Source organism: Synechococcus sp. R6-7, from assembly GCF_047461695.1.
Lineage (GTDB): Bacteria > Cyanobacteriota > Cyanobacteriia > Thermostichales > Thermostichaceae > Thermostichus.
This window is the reverse complement of record NZ_JANSHS010000251.1, coordinates 1-2,746: the sequence shown is the minus strand read 5'-3', so window position 1 is coordinate 2,746 and position 2,746 is coordinate 1. Positions and strand designations below refer to the sequence as shown.

The following is a 2,746-nucleotide window of genomic DNA, read 5'->3' as shown; positions in this document are numbered from 1 at the left end:
TGGTTGCCCTGGCCCAGTTTTTGCTGGAGGAAGCCCTCGACAACCCAGAGAAAGGGGATGCTGTCGTCTCCCGCTGCGGCGCTCTACGCACCCGAGCGGTAGTTGATCTTACAACTCTACTGCTGCTGCGGGTGCGCTACCTGGTGGAGCAACCCCAGGGGCAGCCTCTCTTGGCGGAAGAGGTGCTGGTGCTAGGCGGTGTTGGCCTGGAGAGCGGCGAGGCCCGCTGGCTGGAGACGGGCGCAGCTCTCCAACTGCTGGCCACGGCCAAGCCGGATGAGAACCTACCGCTAGCGGAAAAGCGGGAGCTGGTTCAGCATCTCCTGACCTGTCTCGACCCGTGGCAGGAGACAGAGGAAAACTGGGGAAGGGATCACCGGCTGCAGCAGGCGGCGCGGGAGCGGATTTTGCAGCGTGCTGCTGAGCTGGAGGCTGCCCATAGGCGCATCCGCCAAGCCGTGTCCCTACAGGGGCGGGGGCTGAAGGTGAAGCCGCAGCTTCCCCCCGATCTTTTAGGACTCCTTGTTCTCCAACCGGTGGTTTGCCGATGAGCGAGTTTTCTGGGGTACGCATCGAAGGAGGCCTGTTGGGGCCCGATATTCTCGAAAAGCTGCTGGCAGGGGATCTGCCAGGACAGAAGCCAGAAGACTTCGGCTTTAACAGCAAGCGCGGCCCAGTCGAAGAGATTGCCGCGGTCTTTGCCGATTGTCGAAAGTACTGGGAGGCCTTCCAGAGCCGCCTGCAGCGCCTGCCCGAAAGCGATCTCGCCACCAGCATCACCCGCGATGCCTGGGCGATCCCCTTCTTCAGTTTGCTGGGGATCGAGGTGCGCTATCAACCGCGCGCCTGCGAGGTGGACGGAATGAACTTCCCCATCTCGCATCGCATGGGCGAGGCGGAAGACGCGCCACCGGTGCACATCGTCGGCGCGCGCCAGGAGCTGGGCCGCGTGCCGGCTTCTGGCCGGCCTCGCCTGGCACCCCACTCGCTGCTGCAGGAGTATCTCAACCGCAGCGAGCACCTCTGGGGCATTGTTACCAACGGATTGACCCTGCGCCTCCTGCGGGACTCCACCTATGTGCGTCGGCAGGCCTATGTGGAGTTTGACCTGAAGCAGATCCTAGAGGAGCAGCGGTTTAACGACTTTGCCATCCTCTTTCGGCTGCTGCACCGCAGCCGCTTGCCCCAAACGGCAGAGCTAGCAGGGGATTGTCTGCTGGAAAAGTACTACCAACAGGCCCTGGAGCAGGGTGGCCGGGTACGGGAACGGCTGCGGGAGGGGGTTGAGGAGTGCATCAGGTTGCTGGCAAATGGGTTCCTGGCCCATCCCAAGAACCAGAGGCTGAGAGCGCGGCTCTTGTCGGATCCCAGGGAGCTCTACCGCCAACTGCTGCGCTTGGTCTACCGGTTCCTGTTCCTCTTGGTTTCCGAAGAGCGGGGGTTGATGAGCAGCGCGGCGCTCTATCGCGAGCACTACAGCGTGACGCGGCTGCGGCGGTTTTTGGATCGGCAAAGTGCCCAAGACGAACACGAGGATCTCTGGTGCAGCTTGCGGGTGCTCTGGAGGGTGCTTTCCCAAGAGGAGCTGGCGGAGCTGCTGGGGGCTGCTCCTCTCAACGGAGAGCTGTTTGCCCCTCTGGAGCTGGATGAGTGCAGCCTGAGCAACCGGGATCTGCTGCAAGCCTTTTCGCACCTAGCCTACTACCGAGAAAACCCCACCTCTCCCCTTCGGCGGGTCAACTACGCGGCGCTGGATGTAGAAGAACTGGGATCCGTCTACGAAAGCTTGCTCGACTACCAGCCTCAGATTGTAACTGGGCAAGGGGCGCCTCGCTTTGAGTTGAGCTACGGCTCAGAGCGCAAGAGCACAGGCTCCTACTACACCCCGCCGGAGCTAGTGGCCGAACTCATCCGCTCGGCGCTGGAGCCAGTGATTGAAGAACGGCTGAAAGCCGCTCGCCCACCTGAGGAAAAAGAGCAAGCGATTTTGTCCATCCGTGTGTGTGATCCCGCCTGCGGATCCGGTCACTTCCTGCTTGCTGCCGCCCGCAGGTTGGGCAAGGAACTGGCAAAGATCCGCACCGGCGAAGAGGAACCCGCCCCCGAGCGTGTCCGCGAGGCCATCCGCGATGTGGTGGCGCACTGCATCTACGGCGTGGACAAAAACCCGCTGGCGGTGGAACTCTGCCGCGTGGCCCTGTGGCTGGAGGCCCACTGCGCCGGCAAGCCCCTCACCTTCCTGGATCACCACATCAAGTGCGGCGATTCGCTGGTGGGTGTCTTGGATTTGGCGATTTTGGAAAAGGGCATCCCCGATGAAGCCTTTACCCCGGTTAGCGCTGACTCCAAGGAAGCTGCCCGCTCGCTAAAGCAGCGCAATCGCACCGAGTGCCAGAGTTTGCAAACAGGGCAGCTTTCCCTTGCTTTTGACACTGACCAGGTGGTGGCTGAGCTTAGCCAGGAGCGACAGAAGCTAGAAGCCATTCCAGACAACTCCCCGGCAGAGGTTAGCCGCAAGCAGCAGCTCTACAGCCGCTATTGCCAAGACCCGCAACACCAAAAGCTAGTGGAAGCCTGCAACCTGTGGACAGCCGCTTTTTTCCAGCCCTTGATCCCTGACTTCTCTAGGGCCATTACCACCCAAGCCGTGGCTGATCGACTGCAGGAGAGAACCCCCTCCCAGGCCCTTGCCACTGCTCAGGCCCTCGCCGTCGAGAACCGGTTTTTCCACTGGCCGCTGGAGTTC

General features: G+C 61.9%; 1 protein-coding gene and 1 pseudogene. Both read left to right on the top strand.

Annotated features, from left to right (window positions below):
• Nucleotides 1-551, top strand: a pseudogene (locus NW815_RS07915) (helicase); the annotation flags it as partial.
• A partial coding sequence (locus tag NW815_RS07910) for a DNA methyltransferase (RefSeq protein ID WP_414415878.1) occupies nucleotides 548-2,746 on the top strand: 2,199 nt, incomplete at its 3' end. The pseudogene NW815_RS07915 and the gene NW815_RS07910, both read left to right, overlap by 4 nt.